The organism is Nocardia sp. NPDC051463 (assembly GCF_040681975.1).
GTDB lineage: Bacteria > Actinomycetota > Actinomycetes > Mycobacteriales > Mycobacteriaceae > Nocardia.
The window spans coordinates 1-19,814 of the sequence record NZ_JBFBAB010000016.1 but is presented as its reverse complement, the minus strand read 5'-3'; the positions used below and the strand labels follow the sequence as shown (position 1 = coordinate 19,814).

The window sequence follows — 19,814 nt, the reverse complement described above, 5'->3', positions numbered from 1 at the left end:
CCGGTGTGCATCACGTCACATATGCGGTCCGCAATATCGTCCAGCTCGACTGGGGCAGGTGCCCGCGGGCGGGCCGACAAGATCCGGAGCAGATCCCGTTGAAGGATCTTCAACTGATCGATCGTGGCACGCACCTCACCAACGGTCCGATCGGAGCCTCCGAGTGGTGGCAGATCTCGGATGAGTTCCTCGACGATCCCGGTGCTCTTTCCGTCGCGCTCCCCGATCTCGACGATCCAGCGGTCAAGGCAGTCCTCGACAACGCCACCGAGGCCGCCGCCGGTGGCATGCAGTGCGCCGCTTACTTCGGCAACACCCCGTTCTCCGCCTTTCTCGACTACGCGAACTTCGGCGCAATATACGACCCGGACACCGGTCCCGACCCTGCCTCCGCCAACCAAGGGCGGTGTGGTGCGGTAGGTCGAGAAACCCCTCTCCCCTCCGTACCCGGGAAAGCGCGGTGTTGATAGTGGCGATCACCGATTCCCTGGATCGCGAGTAGTCGGCGTACTCGTTCTCCGTGATTCCGAGGAGGTAGACGGTGAGACCGTTGACCAGTTCCTCGTTCGATATCGCCGCCGACCTCTGCGGGGCCCGCGGTTGTTCATCGCACGAATAGGGAGAACCATGCACATCCCAGTTATCGATGCCATCAGCAGCCGAATCGTCACAGCAGCACTCGACCGCGGGCACCAGGCCACGGCAGTGTCGGTGGCCGTATCACGCTCCGCCCGTTGATCTTCCGGCGTCGGCAGCAGCGTGTCCCGGCTCGCCCCAACCAACCAACCGGCCGACCGGGCCGCGAGCCCAGTTGACGCAACCCATCGGTTGCAATAATATCGCAACCGTCGAGTTGCTATTTCGGAGGTGGTTATGGGATTTCCCGATCGCATCGAGCGGACGATCGAGCTGGCACACCCGCCGACAAAGGTGTGGGCAGCGCTGACCACGGCAGAGGGGTTGGGCACGTGGTTCGGCAATGAGGCCGACATCGAGCTGCGCCCGGGCGGTAAGGGGTGGATGCGCTGGAACGAGGGGGGACACATAGCGGACATGCGGGTGGAGCGGGTGGAGGAACCGCATGTATTCGGGTTCACTTGGCATATTTTCGGACTGCCCGAGGAGGATCCACGCCGCACCTATGTGGAGTTCACACTCGAGCCCGTGGCGGCGGGTACCCAACTGACCGTGGTCGAGTCCGGTTTCGCTCAGCTCGCGGAGGATGCCTACAAGGCGGCGTTCGAGGGCAACACCCGCGGCTGGCGGAACGAGCTTGGTGAGCTGGCCGGCTACCTCGATGCGGCCTGACCAGGAGGCGATTGCCGAGCAGGTCTTCGTGGCCTTGGCGGATCCCAGTCGGCGCGCGATCCTCGCCGCGCTGGCGTCCGCCGGGCCCGCCACGGCGACCGATCTGGCGGCTCGGTTGCCGATCACCCGGCAGGCGATCGCCAAACACCTCGCGCTGCTGTCCGAGGCCGGTCTGGTGACCGCCGAGCCGGGCGAGCGCCGCCGGGTGCGTTACCGATTACATTCCGCGCCGATGCAAGTGGCGCAACAATTCCTGGCCGCGCTGGCGCGTGACTGGGACGGCTCGCTCGACGCGTTGAAGAACATCCTCGACCGGGCCTGATCAACAACCCGAAACCGAACAGGAATGTCGCTATGAAGACACCGTCGATCGTTTCACAGAACGAGTGGGAGGCAGCGCGTCTGGAGCTGCTGGTCAAGGAAAAGGAGGTGATGCGGGCCCACGACGCGCTCGCTGCCCAACGCCGACGCATGCCGTGGGTGGCCGTCGACAAGCAGTATCGATTCGACGGACCCACGGGCCCGGTGAGCCTGCTCGACCTCTTCCAGGGCCGCAGCCAGCTGATCGTCTACCGTGCATTCTTCGAGCCCGGAGTGCTCGGCTGGCCCGATCACGCCTGCCGCGGCTGCTCCATGATCGCCGACCACGTCGGCAATCTCGCGCACCTGAACGCCCGCGACACCACGCTCGTATTCGCCTCGCGCGCACCGCAACCCGAGATCGAGAAGGTGAAGGCCCGGATGGGCTGGTCACAGATCCCCTGGTACACCATGACCGACCAGTTCGACGTGGACTTCGGCGTCGATGAATGGCACGGCACCAACGCCTTCATTCGCGAGGGCGACCAGATGTATCGCACCTATTTCATCAACCGCCGTGGCGACGAGTACTTCGGAAACACCTGGAGCTACCTGGACATGACGGCCCTCGGCCGCCAGGAGAACTGGGAGGATTCACCCGAGGGCTACCCCCGGACACCGCCGTACGAGTGGTGGAACTGGAACGACGAGTACGCAGCCACGGCCGACGAGACGGCCGCTGACTGGCTGGGCAAGGTCGCCGCGGCCATCGACAGGGGCGAAGCCGGCCGTCAAGAGAAGGAAGCACCGCACGACTGCTGCGCACATCCGGTGCAGTGATGGATTACCCGCCGGTTCCGACCCGGTCCCGAGTGGGCCGGGCCGCAGCGACCCTGGCGCTCGTCTCGTCGACCCTGCATGCCGCCTGCGGTGGAACCCATTGCACCGCAGTGTGGTTGGTTGTCCTGCCAGCGCTGATGTCGCTGGGCTGCCTGTGGTGCGCCTGGCACTTGTGGACCGGCCCGTCCCTCGCTGCCTGGACCATGACCGCGGCGATGAGCAGCGCAATGCTCATGCTGCACGTGGCTGTCCCGATGCCGGGCGCCGTGATGCATTGGGCTCACCTGCCCGCCCTCACCGATCTGGCGCTGTCCGGCGGGATACTGCTCCGCGCAGTCGTCTCCCGTGGTCTTCGCGGACCGCAGGTGCCGCGCCTTGGCGGCGGCGACCCTGCCGCGGTGCCGTTGCACGCGGTGGCCGAACGGCCCGGCTTCCGAGGGGAGTTGCCTACGGGTCACGAACGAAATGCGCATCCAGAAGCTCGAGCGGCACAGGTTCTTCCGAGCGCAGCCCAGCGTGATATGGCATTCGGTACAACGTAATCCCTTGCCGCTGGCACATATTTGCGAGCGGTCGCGATCCTGTCCTTCACGAAATCGAAGAAACCGGGTCACCCGCTCCGGTGTCGGGGGCAGCAGGTCGGCTGAATCATCACCGACATGGGTCATTGTCAGCGACGACTGCAGCCTGTATCGAGCAGCTGGCTACCCGACGATAGAGCCGCCGATCTGTCGCAAATTCGGCGGAGATCTGCAGTTTGCCACGCGCCCGATTTGTTGTAGATGTGGTACGTGCCTCCCCCAGGGCACCGACGCACACAGCCCAGGAATGGCCACGGCAACTGCCGACTGAGAGCTGACCACCGCGGCCAGCGGATCTATCGCACCAGCGTCGCGACCGGCCGAACGACGATCTCGGGCCCGGCGACCAGGATTTCGCAGTTCGTATGCTGGGACATCGGGGACCCTGTACGGGCCAGGTCTGAGCGTAAACGTTCTGACCTGGCCCTTTTATCCGACTCGCGAGCAGACATGGCGAGTATTCCGCCCCACAGGTAGCAGGGTGGCTGCCAGCCGTCAGGGTCACAAATGTTCCTCGAGCCATGCTCGGACGACCTGGGCAGTATGTTCGGAATCCCGGCCGACCAGGCCGAAATGATCCGATCGCACGGTCCGCAGATCATGGGTGTCGTGGAACGGCCGCGTCTGCCAACGGGCCGGGTCCCCCGTACCGGGAGCGAACGGCTCCGTGGCCCGAACGAACAACACCGGCACCTCGATCGGGGCGAAGTCCATGTCGGACATCACCGCGAGCCAGCGGCCCATTGCCGAGAGCCGGTCACCGGTGGGTCCGGCGATACCGGTCTCATCCACGAACATCTCGCGCAGAATCGTCTCGATCGGGACCGTCGGGTCATCGATCCGGAACGTGTCGATCATCACCAGCGCGGCGAGTCGACCCCGTGGGCTGCGTTCGAGACGCCGCGCGGCGGCATACGCCAGCGCACCGCCCGACGAGTAGCCGAGCAGCACGAAGGGCTCGCCCGCTGCGGCACCGAGCACGCTGTCCACGACCGCGGTGACAGCGGCTTCGGCGGAATCAGGCAGCTTCTCGCCGGACGCGAAGCCGGGCAACGGCACTGCCGAGAAACGCACTGCGTCCCGGAAATGTGTGGCGAGCCGGGCATGCTGGTGGACACCGCCATTGGCCATCGGCGAGCTGAGGGCGATCAGGCGGGTACGGTGCGGTCCGTCGGTCAAGGTGGTGGCCGCGACGACCGGGCCACGATCGGCACTGTCGGTGAAGGATGGCCGCAGATCCGCGGCCGCCCGCATCATGCTGAAGGCCACCTCCGGGCGGCCCGCGGCGACTGCGTGCTGGACGACCGCTCGGACCGACTCCGCATAGCGCGAAACCGTCGCGACCGGCTCGGTCTCCGGTGTGGGCGGCGGCCCGATCAGCTCGTTCCACACTCGCCTAGCGAGCGCGCCGGGGGTCTCCGCATCGAACACGGCCATGAAAGGCAAGCGGAGACCGGTCGCCGTGTTCACGGCGTCGTGCAATTCCTTCGCCGACAGCGAGTCGAAGCCGATCTCCAGGAACTTGCGATCCAGCGCCACCGCCGCCGTGTCTCGATAGCCGAGCAAGGCCGCGACGTGACCCCTGACCATGTCCTCGATGAGCCGAACCTGGTCGGCTGGGTCGAGTCCGGTGAGTTGACGGCGAAGCGAGTCCGATGGTGTGGCGGCCGTCGCCACCGGCCTAGGGGCTGGGACGGGAGACTCCCGCACCGGATCGACCAGCTCATGCCAGATCGGCGCTGTCAGTGTCGAGCCGATCGCGGCGAGATCGACGCGTATCGCTGCCAACAGCGCCGGACCGGCGGTCAGTGCGGCATCGAACAGCGCGAGACCGTCCGCGTCGGAGAGCGCGAGGATGCCGTTGCGGGACATCCTGGCGTGGTCAGCGGCGGTCAGCGTGCTCGTCATCCCGGTGGCCTGTGGCCACAGCCCCCAGGCCACCGAGACCGCGGGCAGACCCCGCGCCCGGCGATGCGCCGCCAATCCGTCCAGGTAGGTATTCGCCGCACCGTAATTGGCCTGGCCGGGGCTGCCGAGCAGACCGGCGATCGAGGAGAACAAGACGAATAACCGGATCGGAAGGTCTTGGGTGAGCTCGTGCAGATGCCGCGCCGCATCGGCTTTCGACCGCAGCACCTTCTCGATTCGATCCGCGTTCAGCGCACCGAGCACCCCGTCGTCGACGATCCCCGCCGCGTGGACGACACCGATCAGCGGGTGTTGTGGATCGATGCCTGCCACTACTGCCGCAAGGGCGGCGCGGTCACCCACGTCGCAGGCGACGATGCGCACGTCGGCACCGAGTTCCGCCAGTTCAGCACGCAGCGTCTGCGCACCGGGGGCATCGGAGCCGCTCCGTGAGATCAGCAGCAGATGCCGCACGCGGTGCCGCTGGGCCAGGTGCAGGGCCAGCCGCCGCCCGAGGCCACCGGTCCCGCCGGTCACGAGGACAGTGCCGTCGATCGCGGGGAGAGCGTCATCGGTGACCAACGCAATCCCACCCGAAGCGAGCGCAACGCCGCCGGTCACGGGAGCGGCATCATCGGTCACCGGTGCGCTGCCGCCGGTCACCGACGCTGCGCCGCCTGCATTCGCGGCCGTCTGTGCCCGGGCTGCTCGCTGCCTGATCAGGCGGGGGACGAGAACCGAGTCCGCGCGAACCGCGAACTCGAATTCCCCCTCGGGCACTGCTCGCTCGAATGCGGTCGGGTCGTCGGTGTCGGCGAGGACGAACAGGCCCGGATGCTCCCGCTGGGCGGAGCGAACCAGGCCCCACACGGCGGCCTGCACGGGATCGGTGTCCTCGACATCCGCCGTGGCCACGGCATTCCTGGTCAGCACGATCAATCCGGTGTGTTCGACTGCCTTGCGCTGCAGAGCGGTCAACACGAGATTCAGCGCGGTCCGAAGGTCGGACACGGCGCTGACGTCGAGCAGCTCACGGTCGTCGTCGGACCGTTGGCCCGCGTGCTTCCAGCCGATCCGGAACAGCGTGTTCGGCGCGATGGCGCTACCCGGGAGCACGCCGTCGGTGCGGCGGCAGATCAGCGACTCCACTCGTGCGACACCTCTGCCGAGGTCGTCGGCGATATCCAGTGCGATCCCACCGGGTCGATCGGCCTCGGGACGCAACCGCACTCGCAACGCCCTCGCCCCGGTCGCGAAGAGGCTCACACCCCGCCAAGCGAACGGCAGCATCGGCTGTGGGCGAGGAGTCGACTCGTCCGGTCCACGAGCGACGCCCGCTCCTGCCCGCTGCACCGCGGTATCGCTATGGTCTTGCCTCACCGCGATCGGATGCAACGCCGCGTCGAGCAGAGCAGGATGCAGCAGGAAAGATCCGGTCGAAAGGTCATCGGGCAATGCGACTTCGGCGAAGAGTTCGGCATCGCGCCGCCACAGTGCGCCCAGCCCACGGAAGGCCGGGCCGTGCGCGACACCCGCCTCGAGCAGCGACTCGTACACGGTGTCGATATCAATGCGTTGTGCTCCCGGCGGCGGCCAGGTGGCGAACTCGAACCCGGACACCGCGGTGTCCGTTTCCGGCACGAGCGCACCGGTCAGGTGCTCGGTCCAGGACTCCTGTCCGGTAATCCTCGAGTGCACCGCGACGACGACGCGCTTTTCCTCTTCTTGTGTCATCCGCACCTGGAGCCGGACGCCATCCTCCGGCACCATCAGCGGGGCGTGCATGACCAGCTCGTCGACCCGGTGGCAGCCGAACCGCTGGCCGAGGTGGATAGCCAGCTCGACCAGGGCGGTTCCCGGCACCACGACAGCACCGTGCACCCGATGATCGGTCAGCCAAGGCTGCTGGGCGGGCGAGATCAGGCCAGTGCAGGTCACACCCTGTTGGTCGGGGTGCTCGACGAGTGCCGACACCAGCGGATGCGTGATGTCTTGTTGACCGAGCTCTGCCGCGCTCGACTGTCTGGTTCGACCGACCCAGTAGTGGCCGCGCTGAAACGGATAGGTGGGTAGGTCGATGCGTCGGGCACTGCCGCCGTCGAAGAATCTCGTCCAATCGATCGGCAGCCCACGGACATACGTCTGGGCGAGCGAAGCGGCGAACCGGTGCAGGCCGCCATGGCCGCGACGTAAGGTACCGACCGCTAGGCCGCTGCCGCCGACTGTCTCCTGTATCGCGGTGGTCAGCACAGGGTGGGGCCCGACCTCGATGAAATGGCTGAACCCCGCGGACGCCAGCGATTCCACGGTCGCGGCGAATTGCACCGGGTGGCGCAGGTTGTCGTACCAGTAACCGGCGTCGGCATCGCGGCCGGTCATCGGTTGGCCGGTCACCGTCGAATACCAGGGAATGCGCGCCGGCCGTGGGCTCAGGTCGGCCAGGTCTGCCAACAGCCGGTCACGGATGGGCTCGACATGTGCCGAGTGTGACGCGTAGCCGATCGGCACCACGTGAGCCGGCTTGCCCGCATCGCGGTAATCCTTCGCGAGCGCGATGAGGGATTCGGCATCTCCGGCCAGCACCGTCGAGGAGCGGCTGTTACACGCGGCGATGCTCACCGCCGGGTAAGTGGCGAGATAATGCTCGATGTCTTCGATCGATCCGACCGACAGCATCATGCCGCTCAGCGCGGCGCACAGCTCACCACGGCGGACGACGGCTCGGATCGCATCACGCAAGGACAGCACGCCCGCGACGTGCGCGGCGGCGATCTCGCCCTGGGAGTGACCGATCACAGCGGCGGGCTCGACGCCGTGGTGCTGCCACAGCCGGGCCAGCGAAACCGTGACCGCGAACAGCACCGGTTGCACGACTTCGGTTCGGCGCAAGGCCGATTCGTCGGCAATGACCTCGGTCAACGACCAGTCGACGAACTCCGCCAGCGCGTCCTCGCACTCGGCCATCGCGGCCGCGAAGACCGGGGCCGTACCGAGCAGTTCGGATCCCATTCCGGCCCATTGGGCGCCGTGCCCCGGGAAAACGAACACCGCTCCCCCGCTGAGGTCGGCACGCCCTGTGACCGCAGCGCCGGGAGTCCCCGCCATCAGCGCGGCCAGGTCGTCACGATCGGCGTCGAGCACGACCGCCCGATGCTCGAACGTCGCGCGGGTGGTGGTCAGGGAGTAACCGACATCCCTAGGTACCGCGCCACTGCTCAGGAGGGAAGCGAGCCGTCCCGCCTGAGCTGCCAGAGCCCCTGTCGTCGATGCCGAGAAGACCAACGGCACAACCAGATTCGCCGGGCTGGCGGTGCGGTCATCGGTTCCGCTGCACTGCTCGGTGCCACGCTGTCCACGATCGTCCCGTCGGGTGGCACCCTGGCCAGTGCCATCCGAGCCCGGCTCGTGCTGCCCATGGCCACTCGCGCCACGGTCACCGAGATCGGCACCGCGCTGTCGCGTGTCACCTCGTCCGTCGCCATCCCCCTCCGTGCCGTCCCGTCCCTGCCCGTCCCGTCCCTGCCCGTCCCGTCCTTGCCCGTCCCGCTCGTGCGGAGCTTGTTCGAGAATGACGTGTGCGTTCGTGCCGCTGATCCCGAATGCGGAAATGCCCGCGCGACGCGGTCTCCCGGTCTCCGGCCACGGCGCCGCTTCGGTGACGAGGCGCACCGCGCCCGCCGCCCAGTCCACGTGTGGGGAGGGCACGTCCACATGCAACGTCTTGGGCACCAGCCCGTTCCGCATTGCCAGGAGCATCTTGATCGTGCCGACAATGCCTGCGGCGGCTTGTGCGTGCCCGAGGTTCGATTTCATCGAACCGAGCAGCAACGGCCGCTCACGGTCCTGCCCATAGGTCGCCAGGATCGCCTGAGCCTCGATCGGGTCACCGAGCGTGGTGCCGGTACCGTGCGCTTCGACCGCGTCGATATCGGACGGATCCAGCTCGGCGTCGGCCAGTGCGCGACGGATAACTCGTTGCTGCGCACGGCCGTTCGGCGCGGTCAACCCATTGGAGGTGCCGTCGGAGTTCACGGCGCTGCCGCGGATGACGCCGAGCACGCGATGGCCTGACCGGCGCGCGTCGGAGAGCCGTTCGAGGACGAGGACGCCGACCGCTTCACCCCAGCCCGTTCCATCGGCCGCGGCGGCGAAGGACTTGCACCGTCCGTCGGCTGCGAGGGCGCCCTGTCGCGCGAATTCCGCGAAGGTGGCCTGCGTCGACATCACCGTCGCACCGCCGACCAACGCCATCGAGCATTCCCCGGCCCGCAGCGATCGGGCCGCCAGATGGAGCGCGACCAGGGAAGAGGAGCATGCCGTGTCCACGGTGAGCGCCGGGCCGTGTAGCCCGAGCACATAGGAGATCCGGCCGGAGGCGACCCCACCCGCATTGCCGGTCATCGCGCCCACATCGGAATGCGTGACCGACTCATAGGTGCGTGGCAGGTAGTCCGAGGCCATAGCACCGACGAAGACACCGGTCTCGGTGTCCCGCAGCATGTTCGGGTCGATCCCGGCGTGTTCGAGTGCCTCCCATGTCGTTTCCAGCAGGAGTCGTTGCTGCGGGTCCATGGTCATGGCTTCACGGGGTGATATCCCGAAGAAGGCGGGGTCGAACCAGGCGGCGTCGCGCAGGAAGCTGCCCCGCCGGGTGAAGGTGGCGTCCGGATCGAAACCCCAGCCGCGATCGGTGGGGAACTCGCCGAGGGTCTCCCGTCCCGCCACCAGCAGTTCCCAGAACTCCTCGGGAGACGCGGTATCGCCGGGCAGCCGGCATCCCATGCCCACGATGACCACCGGGTCCTGCGCGGCCGGTCGTGCACGGTTCGGCGTGGCAGGGCTGCCGACCGGCGACTTTTCGGCCAGTAACTCACAAAGGTGCCGAGCGAGCAGGTTCGGGGTAGGCAGGTCGTAGGCGGTGGTCGCGGGCAGGGCGAATCCGGTGGCCTCGGACAAGGCGGCGCGCAATCGCACCGCGGTCAGGGATTTCATGCCGAAATCGGTGAAAACCTGGTCGGGACCGATCGATCCTGGATCACCCAGCACCACACCCACCTGGTCACGAACCAGATCGAGGGCGTGGCGCAGTCGTTCGGACGGCGGTAGCGCCAGCATGCGTCGCACCCAGACCGACTGCGGGCGTGAAACATCACCGTCCAGCATCGCGGCGAGTCTGCGCCTGGCGATCTTGCCGGTCGGCGTGCACGGTATCTCCTCCTGCACGATGAGCTCGGCCGGGATCTTGTACTCCGCAACACCTTTGGCCGCCAAATGCCCGGTCACCTCACGCAACGTGAGCGCGGCGCCCGCGCGCAAAGTCACTACCAGACAGGGGTATTCGCCCAGACGGTCGTCCGGTCGGCCGACCACGGCGAGCAGCCGCGGCGCAGGCAGGTCATCGAGCAGCATCTCGATCTCGGACGCGCTGAACTTCACACCACCGACATTGATCACTTCGGCGTCCCGGCCACGGAAGCTGACCGTGCCGTCGTCGTTCAGGACGGCACGGTCCCCGGTACGCAACCATCCGTCGACGGTCAGCGCATTCCTCGTCAGTTCCGGTTCCTCGAAGTATTCGGTGAACATCGAGGGCCCACGAAATTGGAGTTCGCCGGTTTCACCTGTACCGCAGGGACTTCCGTCTTCACCGACGACCCGAACCCGGCCGCCGGATACCGGACGGCCGACACCGCTGGTCGCCGCGCGCGGGGGATCATCGGGCCGGGTGTACAGGCCGGCACCCACCTCGGACATGCCCCAGTGCGAAATCACGCGTGCACCGAGCAGCCGCCGGGCGTCTTCGACGAGCGTGGCGGAGATGGCCGCGCCACTGGCCCGCACTTCCGTCAGCCGGATCCCACAGTCGTCGCCGGAGGCTCCCAGCAGGGACACGATGTCGCGGATTTGCGCCGGAACCGCGTAGAGCACACCCGCCTCGCTCGCGGCTGCCAGCCGCAGCAATTCCCGTACGTCCCAGCCACGCAGCAGGGCCTGGCGGCCGTGGGTCACGAGGCTGACGTGCACCGAGAGCAGGCCGAACAGATGCGTGAAGAGGCTGGCGCTGATGATCGTGTCCGTATCGCGAGCACGACCGTCGGCAGCCACGGCGACGGCGTTCGACAGGAGGGCGTCGTGGGTGTGCATACAGATCTTCTGGCGCAACGAGGTCGTACCGGACGACGGGAGCAGCACGAAGGGGTCGTCCGGGCCGACTTGGATCGGCAGCGGTGCCTTGCCTGCCCACCGCCGCGACACATCCTCCAGTGCCAGAACATCATTCGGTGCGAAGTCCGCATCACCGACAACCAGCACGTGCCGCAGCGCCGGGGATCCCGCACGCAGCTCGGCGAGCAATCCGTGTATGCGATCGGCGGTGCCGACCAAAGTAGCGGCCCGAGTTCTGGCGAGCAGCGCGCGCAGTTCGTTGGCCCCGAGCCCCATGTGCAGGGGCAGCATGGTCGCGCCCGCGGCCGCGACGGCGACATGCACCGTCAGGAACTCCCAGCAGTTGGGCAGGTGCACGGCGACCACGTCGCCCGGACCGATACCGAGATCCTGTAATCCACGCGCCAGCGCATGGGCCTCGGCGCGCCACTGCGCCCAGGACCGGTAGCCGCCGTCCACGAAGACCGCCGGTTGCGCACCCCCGGCGTCGGCGGCGGCTTCGAACAGCGACGGAAGTGTGTGGCGCATGGGGTACTCCCGATGAGATCAGTGCGGCGGTGATCAGTGCGCGCGCCCCAGGCCGCCGCGCAGCGGCTTGCCCATGGCGGACCGAGGAATGCTGGTGACCGCCTCGATGCGGCGGATCTTCTTGTACGGCGCGACCCGCTCGGCGACGTAGGCCGACACGTCATCGAGCGGGACAGCGGTGCTCAGGACCACGTAGGCCACCGGGATCTCCCCGGCGATCTCGTCCGGAACTCCCACTACCACCGCGTCGGCGACATTCGGATGACCGAGCAGGATCGCTTCGAGCTCGGCGGGCGCGACCTGGTGCCCCTTGTACTTGATGAGTTGCTTGGCCCGACCGGTGATGGTGACGTAGCCCCTGGCATCGCGACGACCGATGTCGCCGGTGTGCAGCCAGCCGTCCGCGTCGGTGACCGGAACAATCTCGCCGTCGCCCTGTACGAAGCCCGGCGAAACCTGCGGACCACGGATCCAGATTTCGCCGGGGTCGGCTTCGTCGACATCGAGGCCGGTGTCGGGATCGACGAATCGGGTCTGTGTCCCCGGCACGGGCAGACCGATCGATCCGGGCGGCCCTGGATCGATGTCGGGCGGGGCGTAGGTGCAGCAGGCTTCGGTCATGCCGTAGCCCTGCACAACCGGCGCTCCCAGGATTCGCGCGCATGTCGCCGCGACTTCGACGGGCAGTGGCGCACCGCCCGAGTAGACCAGCCGCACACTGCTGGTGTCGTAGCGTTCGACGTCGGGGAACGTGGCAAGTTCGGCCAACACGCTCGGCACCAGGTACGCGACGGTGATGCGCCGACGGTGGATGGTGTCGAGCAGGTCCGCGGCGGTGAACGGAGTGGCCACCGTGACAACCGTCCCCCGGACTCGCAGCGTGCTGTTGAGCGGATGGAGCATCCCGTACACATGGCGGAACGGAGTGAGACCGAGCACGACGTCCTGCGTGGTCAGCCGGTGCGCGAGATCGATCTGCACGAGATTCGCGGCGATATTGCGGTGGGTCAGCACGATCTGCTTGGGCTCGCCCTGGGTCCCGCTCGACGCGATCAGCATCGCCGCGCGGTCACCACCTGCGGCCGCGGGAACGGTCGTCGTGGCTTCGGCGAGCAGCGCGCCCCACCCGACCACCGCGCCGGTCCGCGCCGCCGCAACCGTGCCGTCGTCGTCTGTCACCACCACGTGCTGGAATCGCTCCGCACGGCGCTCTCGCACAAGCGTGTGCCACACTGCGCCGGTCACGACGGCGAAGCCGGCAGGCGTACGGGCCAGCGCAGCCTCCCATTCGTCGATGGCACCCAACGGATCCAGCGCGAGAACCACACCGCCGACGAGCAGCACACCGTAGTACGCGGCGATGAACTCGGCGCCGTTGGGACAGATCACCGCCACATTGGCACCGGGGTGCAGCCCGCGCTGAGCCAGCGCGGCCGCGAATCGCCTTGCGGCGAAGACGAGTTCCCGATGTCGGTAGGTCCGGCCGGTCGAGTGCTCGATCAGCGCGACCCCGTCCCGGTCACCGGCTCCCCACACGAATTCGGCGAGGTTGCGTTGCCCGACGGCGACAGCGACATCGAAATCCGTTGCGTTCACTGGGGATTCCATCCACCTTCGGGGACCGTCATCGTGAACGCGCCGCAACTGAAGCTCAATCCGAATGCCACCAGCAGGCCCTGCCCGGCCGGGCGGTGCACCGGCTCCGCCACCATGAGGGGAACCGAACATCCGAGGGTGTTGCCGTGGTCGCGCAGCACTCGGTACGACGAGGCGACAACCTCACTGTCCTTGTCGACGCCGAACTCGGCGCACAGCGCGTCGACGATGCGCATGCTGCCGGTGTGCAGGAGCAGCGCCGCGGCGTCGGCAGGCTTGGACAACTCGCAGGAGTCGTCCTCCAATGTCATGCGCACCGTCTCACTGGCGTAGTGGGCGCCGCGCGGTGTGACATAGGGACTCAGCGTGTAGATGCGACGCCCGTGCACCACCGGGATGTCCGAGCCACCGTCCGGAACGGTGCCGAGTTCGGCGTCCGACGCCAGCTCGTTGGTCAGGTTGGCCACCGGGCCGAACGATGGTCCGTCGCCCTCCGCGCCGAACACCATGGCAACGGCCGCGTCCGCGAACAGAAACCCGTGCATGACGTCGACGGTGCCTTGACGCTGCTGCGGACCCACTTCCGAGAAATGTGAGTAGAAGGCCGGAAGCACCGGAGACAACGGCGTGATCGCTTCCATGAAGCAGACCAGGACCCGCTTGCCTGGGTTACAGGTGAGGAACCACCTCGCCGTCTCGACCGCCTTCGCCATCGCCGAACAGCCCATATATTCGATGCTCAGATTCGGCGCGGTCCGTGGCAGTTCCGGCATCCGCGCGAATATGTCGCAAACCAAGCTCGGCAGCAGCCGTCCCGGAGTGCTGCTCACGCCGAGCACGAGGCCGATCGAGTCGGGCGAAACATCAGCTTTGGCAAGGCATTTGCGAGCGGCCCGGACCGCGAGATCGGCCGCGGCGATGGTCAACTGCGGTTCGGCACCCTGAAACAGCACATCCGGATAGTTGGCGAGCACCGAGTGCCGCTGCTCGATGCCGAGGCTGCCCAGCATTGCCCCGAGCTTGTCGGACAAATGCCCGCGACTGGCGGCGAGTAACTCCTCGGTCGAATATCGATGAGGGGGAACCTCCGTGGCGATAGCAACGAGGTATGGGTCAATTACGGCCGCGGTCATGCCTTTTCACCTATGCCCTTGAACAGACGTAGCGAAGTGTTTGACGAATACCCGATCGTCGAACGTGTGGGATCTGATAATCACCTTCCAGTGCGACACTGTCAACCAACAGAACACGACGATAACCACTATCGATCGTGATGTCCGACACATGAATTCACATACCTACGCATACCGACATCTTCGATAACCAAAAGTTAACGATACGCATTAGATATGGCCGGCTATTGGCGGACCAGAAGCCGACTCTTTCGCTTTCTCGAGTAGACAGACCGAAGAAATAGGTGCAGGATGATGCCGCAAAGGGCGAATCATCAAAAAGATAAACGGGTTTGGGTCCAATGCATGAGATGGAAGCCGCGACCGCTTTTCCCCGCGAGAAGAATCCCATCGGCACGGCGCGGTGCCGACCACGTCTCGGCCAGCCCGATTCGGCGGCGACGGCCGGTGCGGCACGGTTCGCCGATCCGACTACTCGAATGCTCGTCGCCAACACGAACCTGACCACACCGGCGCTGGAAGCAGCGCTCGGCACCACCTTGCGGGTGCGGGTGCTACGCCAGGACATCATGTCCGCCGACCGGCTGCCCGACACCGTTCGAGCACCATTGCAGTTACCGTCCGGCACCGAAGTGATGGTCCGGCGATCATGCTTGCTCGACCCGGATTCGATTCCGGTATCGGTCAATTACGTCGTCAGCGCCGTAGGTGTGGGCGCGCAGCACAAGCTCGACAGTGTCGACACCGCCATCGGACACAGCCTGCAGGCCCGCCAGGTCGCCCAACGCCGCGAGTTGCTGCGGGCGGGCTTGGCACGATGGCCCGATCAGCGGGTGTGCGCGTCACGGTCCTACATCATGCGGGTCGAGGCAGGCCCACTGTGCTATATCCGGGAGAGCTTCAATCCCGGTCTGATCTCACCCGAACTCCTCGTCGAACATCCCGAACTGCCCTGGGATGACGAGCCGGTATCACCGTCGCGCTGGGCAGGCGAATCGACCACAGTGTCGCCATGGCTGGACGCCGCCAGTACCGGTGCCGATCAGCTGCGCGAACTGCCCCCACTGGTGAGCGCCGACGAATGCGACACTCTCACATCCGAACTCGCCATGGTGACGGCCGGACAAGCGTTCGCACTGCACATGGGAAACCACGTCGACACACTCGCGAACCGCCGCGCGGACATGCTCATTGCCGGCCAGGCGATGGCGGCGGCCGCAGCCGCGGTCCTGGCGTTCGGATCGGGTCGGCGCATCGTGACGATCAGTCGGATCGCCGATCAGCGCGCAAGGCCATGGTCCGCACCGAACCCCGATCCCCAGGAGTTGCTGTCGAGGTATCTGCATGCGGCAGCGACATTCAATCACCTTCGGACCCATCCGGTAGCGCCGCCCGCACCGGCGGTCGCCCTGTTGGATCAGGCCGCCGATGCCTGCCCGAATCCGTTGTCGGCGGACCTGTTACGCAACGTCGCCGACATGTTCGCGGGCGCCACCACCGCACCCGCAGGCGGCCGCCAGGTGCACAGCCTGGTGCCACGGCTGTGGACCTCACACGAAGCGCTACTGCCCTACACACCCGCGCTGACGCGTCGCGGTGACGACGGCCGTTGGTGGGCAGGCTCGGCCCACCTCCTGCGGATCGGCCACCACACCGACAACGAGGCTCGCCTGCGACTCGTGACCGCGATCGGCAACCCGATCGCAGTCACCGTCGGACCGACCGCCGAGCCGGACGATATCGCCGCGCTGTGCCTGCGGCTCAACCCCGACAGGACGCCGGGCAGACTCACGCTGATCGCCCGCCTCGACACCGCGCTGCTGCCACCGCTGCTGGCGGCCGTCATGGCCACCGGAGTGCCGGTCGCCTGGGTCTGCGATCCGATACCCGCCACCACTGGCCGCAGCGGCCATGGACGCGAGACCACCGACTTCGAGGCGATCGCGGTCGAAATACACGGCTTCTTCGACGCATGTCGCCGCACGGGTGCGATCCCCGGTGGTCTGCGCCTGGCGTCGTCGCGGCGGCTGAACCCCGCCCAGGCACTGCACTGCGTCACCATCGCGCACCACGAGCTCCACGCCCTTCCCAGCATCGCGTCCTGAAACCCTTTTCCATGGAGAGAGAGAAATGACCGACTCAGCGCAGGAGACCGCAGGCCACCCCGATCTGATCGGCGGTCCGTCCACCACCGAGCTGGCCGGAACGGTGATCGAGTACCGATACACGACCGGCAACCACTACCGCATGACATTCACCGCGGACCATCTCGGCTTCGTCCTGCTCAGCGACCCCAACCAGCACGCGGTCGACGCGATTGCCTATCGTGCGCGCAAGCTGCGCGAGGACTTCTACCTGGTCTGCTGGACCCTGAAGCCGGGCATCCATGTGGCACTGCTACTGGATTTCGAGCAGCGGCAGGTCCACGTCACCGCGATGATGCCGCCCAACCAGTGGGAATTCTTCGATATCGGCGAGATCCTGCAGGCCGAGCGCACATCCTGAACGCTGACCACGTTGCCCGACAGGCAGTTTCGCTGTCGCACATCACCATCGCCGATCGACCATAGCGACTTCACCGATTGTCTGACAGATCTCCGTTTCACTCCGTAGACTGCGGCTCGAGGGGAGGTGTCGCCAGGCATCGCCCTGGTTGACAAGAAAGACAACAGTTCGTGATGCGTGCCACAGTTATCGCGGCCCTCGTCGGCGCAACATTGCTGACCGGAGCCACCGGGACGGCCGCCGCGGATCTCGGAACACCGATGGAGTCGACCGGACTGGAGTCCTCGACCGGATCGGGCAGCACCGGATCGGCGGGCGGGGTGACCACGACCGGGTCCTCGGGCACCGGGTCCTCGGGCGCGGCCTTGGCCGCCTTCGAAAAGCTCCTCTTCGGCGGCCCACTGCTGTGCGCCGCGTTGGGCAGCGCGATCAACGCGAATCTCACCTGCCCGGGCACGCCAGGACCTGTCATTCCCTGACCTCCGCCCGTCCCAGGACAGGAAAAGGCCCCGGCGCGAGGCGGGTTTCACGCGGTCGTCACCGGGCCTCGGCGTTGCCCGCCTTCCATTCCGGCCACGGGATGTTCCAGTCACCGAGGCCGTCGACACCCGACAGGATCCCGCCCACCGTGTTCTTGACGATGGTGATGTCGCCGCGCTTGGCATTCTGATAGACCCACTGGGCATTGGCAGGACTCAGGTTCAGACAGCCGTGGCTGGTGTTCGAGTACCCCTGCTGGCCGACCGACCACGGCGCCGAATGGAAGAAGATGCCGCTGTAAGAGAGGCGGGTCGCGTAGTCGACCGGAGTCTTGTAGCCATCGGAGGAACCCACCGGCACGCCGTAGGTCGAGGAGTCCATGATGATCTTCTCGAACCGGTCGCTGACGATGTAGACGCCGTTGTCGGTGGGTGTGCTCGACTTGCCCATCGAGGTCGGCATGGTTCGCACGACCTGCCCGTTCTGCTCGACGGTCACCTGCTTGGTGTTGTCATCGGCGGTGAAGACCACCGCGTCACCGACGGTGAAGAAGGAGTGGATGTTGTCCTGGCCGAACAGGCCGTTACCCAGATTCTTGCCGTAGACATTCACATCCACGGTGACCTTGGAGCCCGGCGCCCAGAAGTGCTCGGGCCGCCACCGGACCTCCCGGTTGTTCACCCAATAGAACGCGCCCTCCACCGCGGGCTCGGTGGTGATCTTTATCGCATCCTGAGCGGCCTTGCGGTCGGGAATGTTCTCGTCGAACTGCACCGCGACCGGCTGCCCGATGCCGACCACCTCACCCTCACCCGGCAGCAGGTAAGGATGGGTCTGGCTGTCCGGCGAGCTGGTGGTGAAGCTCAAAGTGGTGGAGTTCGCCCCGCCGAGGCCGATCGCGTCGGCGCGCAGCCGGTAGGCCTTGCCGTAGCCCAGCACCTCGGTGGTCTCCCAGGACCGGCCGTCGGCGGCCAGCTTGCCGCTCACCGACTCGCCCTGCGGGTTGAGCAAGGTCACGGCGGTGAACTTGCCGTCGTCGACCTTGTAAACCATCGGCATACCCGGCGAAACCCCCACGTCACCGTCCTTGACCGGGGACACCAGCTTCGGCTTGATCAGTTCGGTGACGGGGTTGCGGTCGATAGCGACCCCGTCGGCGCTGCCCGACGACGATGAGCACGCCGATAAGACCAGCGCGAACACGGCGAACACCATCAGAGGTGCGGTGACTTTCCCCATCGTCCGATGTCGACCCTGCCCAACGCTCACTCTCAACCCCGTTTCAAGTCCCGATGCGCCAAGACGCACACCGATGGCTTCGGATCCAACCGATTGCTAGCTCAACCCACCGCGCCGGCGGGATCGGTCGAGACCACGTCCCGATATTCTGCCAGCTCCGCGAGCCCGAACCAACGCGAAAGTAGCGTCGACGCAGGCGAGTCCACCGGTTAGATCCCCACTACCCCACCGGGTGTTAACACCCCTCGAGAACTCGACCGACAGCCCCCGCCGGATATCGATTTCACTTCTGTGCCCTCGGCCTGTTAATGTCTGTCCCGCACCGGAACACGGAGCAAGCGCCATTAGCTCAATTGGCAGAGCAGCTGACTCTTAATCAGCGGGTTCGGGGTTCGAGTCCCTGATGGCGCACAACAAACCACATCCCTCCTCGACACCATGTCGACGGGGGGATTTTTTGTTTCCAACAATCAGATCACGCCGCGTGTGTCCTTCGCCACGCGCGAACCGTCGGAAGTGTTCAACGCACGGCCGGAGCCGGATCTCGACATGGCCCGCTCCTTCGGCGGACATGCACGAGCTGTAGCGCCGGCATGCGACATCGTGATACCGATGCAAACCCCCTGCCACGCCCCAGAACACGTTGATTACCAACAGATCTCCCACCCGACCAACGGAGGATGCACTGACCGCCGCTACGACACGCCCTCGCCTGGACGTCACAGGCGCAAGTCCCGGAGGCTCGGGAACGCGTTCGGGGTTTGCTTCACCACTGAACGACCGCGGCACCGTGCGGCCCCGACCAGGGTCGAGCACCGTTGCTACGACAAAAGGTGAGGGCCGGTAAGGCTGACCTTTTCACTGTGGCGCCGGAGAAGGTCGAGGAGGTGCCGGCCGCCACGCCGGGGGCATGGTCGCGGACTTCGATACCGACGGCGACGGGTTTCCCGGAGCCCGGCCGGTGCGCCCGCCGAATGACGAGTGGCTCGACGTGGTCGAGTGGCGCTCCGAGCGGATTCACCGCCTCCGGCGCCGAGGGCCCGAACCTGCCCGGCATCGCCGCATTCGTCGCAGCGATCTCGGGGTTGGTGAGCGACGAGCTCGGCGCCCTGGCCCGAACGCCGCGGCGGCCCCGCCAACCCAGTGGGGGGGTTGCCGGCCGCCACGGTCGGGCCCCGGGGGGCGCACCACGCCCCCGGCGGGGTCACACGCGTGCCCACGGGGGGCTCGG

The 19,814-nt window shown here is 66.7% G+C and carries 12 protein-coding genes and 1 tRNA gene; 9 read left to right on the top strand and 4 right to left on the bottom strand.

Features of this window, described 5'->3' with window-relative positions:
- The first annotated feature begins 5 nt into the window (after positions 1-5).
- The 5 genes from AB0M74_RS20930 to AB0M74_RS20910 all read left to right on the top strand — a co-directional run bounded on the left by AB0M74_RS20930 (position 6) and on the right by AB0M74_RS20910 (position 2,990).
- Positions 6-467, top strand: coding sequence for a hypothetical protein (locus AB0M74_RS20930; protein WP_366527940.1), 462 nt, complete (start codon positions 6-8; stop codon positions 465-467).
- A gap of 406 nt (positions 468-873) precedes the next feature.
- Positions 874-1,308 carry an SRPBCC domain-containing protein gene (locus AB0M74_RS20925; protein ID WP_366527939.1) on the top strand — a complete coding sequence of 145 codons (435 nt, stop codon included), beginning with the start codon at positions 874-876 and terminating at the stop codon, positions 1,306-1,308.
- Positions 1,298-1,630 (top strand): metalloregulator ArsR/SmtB family transcription factor, encoded by a 333-nt coding sequence (locus tag AB0M74_RS20920; RefSeq protein ID WP_366527938.1) that lies wholly within the window; start codon positions 1,298-1,300, stop codon positions 1,628-1,630. The genes AB0M74_RS20925 and AB0M74_RS20920 overlap by 11 nt, the downstream gene beginning before the upstream one ends.
- A 32-nt stretch (positions 1,631-1,662) precedes the next feature.
- Positions 1,663-2,448 (top strand): DUF899 domain-containing protein, encoded by a 786-nt coding sequence (locus AB0M74_RS20915; RefSeq protein WP_366527937.1) that lies wholly within the window; start codon positions 1,663-1,665, stop codon positions 2,446-2,448.
- The gene (locus tag AB0M74_RS20910) at positions 2,448-2,990 is read left to right on the top strand and encodes a hypothetical protein (protein ID WP_366527936.1); all 543 of its coding nucleotides are present in this window, start codon (positions 2,448-2,450) and stop codon (positions 2,988-2,990) included. The genes AB0M74_RS20915 and AB0M74_RS20910 overlap by 1 nt, the downstream gene beginning before the upstream one ends.
- A 540-nt stretch (positions 2,991-3,530) precedes the next feature.
- Here AB0M74_RS20910 and AB0M74_RS20905 read toward each other — a convergent pair.
- The 3 genes from AB0M74_RS20905 to AB0M74_RS20895 are packed head-to-tail and all read right to left on the bottom strand — an operon-like array spanning position 3,531 to position 14,359.
- Complete coding sequence (locus AB0M74_RS20905; protein WP_366527935.1) at positions 3,531-11,630, bottom strand: SDR family NAD(P)-dependent oxidoreductase; 8,100 nt, start codon at positions 11,628-11,630, stop codon at positions 3,531-3,533.
- Between the two features lie 33 nt (positions 11,631-11,663).
- Positions 11,664-13,226, bottom strand: coding sequence for an AMP-binding protein (locus AB0M74_RS20900; protein WP_366527934.1), 1,563 nt, complete (start codon positions 13,224-13,226; stop codon positions 11,664-11,666).
- The gene (locus AB0M74_RS20895; RefSeq protein ID WP_366527933.1) at positions 13,223-14,359 is read right to left on the bottom strand and encodes a 3-oxoacyl-[acyl-carrier-protein] synthase III C-terminal domain-containing protein; all 1,137 of its coding nucleotides are present in this window, start codon (positions 14,357-14,359) and stop codon (positions 13,223-13,225) included. The genes AB0M74_RS20900 and AB0M74_RS20895 overlap by 4 nt, the downstream gene beginning before the upstream one ends.
- Before the next feature lie 350 nt (positions 14,360-14,709).
- Here AB0M74_RS20895 and AB0M74_RS20890 point away from each other — a divergent pair, with 350 nt between their 5' ends.
- The 3 genes from AB0M74_RS20890 to AB0M74_RS20880 all read left to right on the top strand — a co-directional run bounded on the left by AB0M74_RS20890 (position 14,710) and on the right by AB0M74_RS20880 (position 17,343).
- A complete protein-coding gene (locus tag AB0M74_RS20890) occupies positions 14,710-16,464 on the top strand; it encodes a 3-deoxy-7-phosphoheptulonate synthase (protein ID WP_366527932.1) in 1,755 nt (584 codons plus the stop codon).
- A gap of 25 nt (positions 16,465-16,489) precedes the next feature.
- A complete protein-coding gene (locus AB0M74_RS20885) occupies positions 16,490-16,864 on the top strand; it encodes a MoaF N-terminal domain-containing protein (RefSeq protein ID WP_366527931.1) in 375 nt (124 codons plus the stop codon).
- Between the two features lie 173 nt (positions 16,865-17,037).
- Positions 17,038-17,343, top strand: coding sequence for a hypothetical protein (locus tag AB0M74_RS20880; RefSeq protein ID WP_366527930.1), 306 nt, complete (start codon positions 17,038-17,040; stop codon positions 17,341-17,343).
- Positions 17,344-17,401: 58 nt separating this feature from the next.
- Here the strand turns inward: AB0M74_RS20880 and AB0M74_RS20875 are convergent, their stop codons facing one another.
- A complete protein-coding gene (locus AB0M74_RS20875) occupies positions 17,402-18,583 on the bottom strand; it encodes an Ig-like domain-containing protein (RefSeq protein WP_366527929.1) in 1,182 nt (393 codons plus the stop codon).
- A 338-nt stretch (positions 18,584-18,921) separates the two neighbouring features.
- Here AB0M74_RS20875 and AB0M74_RS20870 point away from each other — a divergent pair.
- Positions 18,922-18,994, top strand: a tRNA-Lys gene (locus tag AB0M74_RS20870).
- The last annotated feature ends 820 nt before the right edge of the window (positions 18,995-19,814 follow it).